General features: G+C 44.5%; 2 protein-coding genes. Both read left to right on the top strand.

The annotated features are described in order from the left end of the window. Positions 1-111 (top strand): DUF3408 domain-containing protein (locus tag HMPREF9018_RS10630; RefSeq protein WP_157794582.1); only part of this gene is annotated, 111 nt, incomplete at its 5' end. A gap of 361 nt (positions 112-472) precedes the next feature. Continuing rightward, positions 473-704 (top strand): plasmid mobilization protein (locus HMPREF9018_RS03750; RefSeq protein ID WP_008448348.1); only part of this gene is annotated, 232 nt, incomplete at its 3' end.

Below are 704 nucleotides of genomic sequence, written 5' to 3'. Positions count from 1 at the left end.
GTGCGAAGATTGGGCGACAGGGGTAGTAACCTTTCAAGTTTCATTGAAAATATCGTGCGCAGCCATTTAGATGAGTATGGGGAAGACATCGAGAAATGGAGGAAGCTGTAAGCACAAAAAAGGATTGAGGGTTTTGCACAAAAAGGTCATTCCTTTTCCTTGAAACCCTCGACCCTTCCCCAAAAGAAATAAAACCATATTATTAAGTCCAATGCCTGAACGGTGGGAATACCACGAACGCAGTTAAACATGGAATGTCGTGCATCCACTTTCGGTAGGAACAACACCCTTAGGCGTTATCGGCATTTCAGCAGCTATTGCAAGATGTCAGTTTGTACCCACAAACTGCTCTTGCTCCCCTTGCTAAACTATCGGGGAGGTTAGACCGTAATCACTCCGTTCTCATCGGTCAGCATTCAGAAATTAAGCAGCAACGAATCATCCATAATGATTAACTTTCAGAGAAACTTATATGAAAAAACACAAGGGAAAAGCTACCCAATGGCAGCAGAAGGACAATGAAGAAAAGCAGATGAACAAAACTGAGTTCATCAAGGTAAGGTGTACCACGGAGGAGAAGAGGCGCATCAAGGAAAAGGCAGAGAGTACGGGACGGAAGTTCTCGGAGTTCTGCCGTGAGATACTTTTGAATGGTGAAGTGGTAGCCGTTCCCAAGATGACCGACAATGAAAAGGAAGCCATTG

It is taken from the genome of Prevotella amnii CRIS 21A-A, assembly GCF_000177355.1.
GTDB lineage: Bacteria > Bacteroidota > Bacteroidia > Bacteroidales > Bacteroidaceae > Prevotella > Prevotella amnii.
Note: the sequence above shows the minus strand (reverse complement) of the source record. Positions and strands in the feature narration are given on the sequence as shown.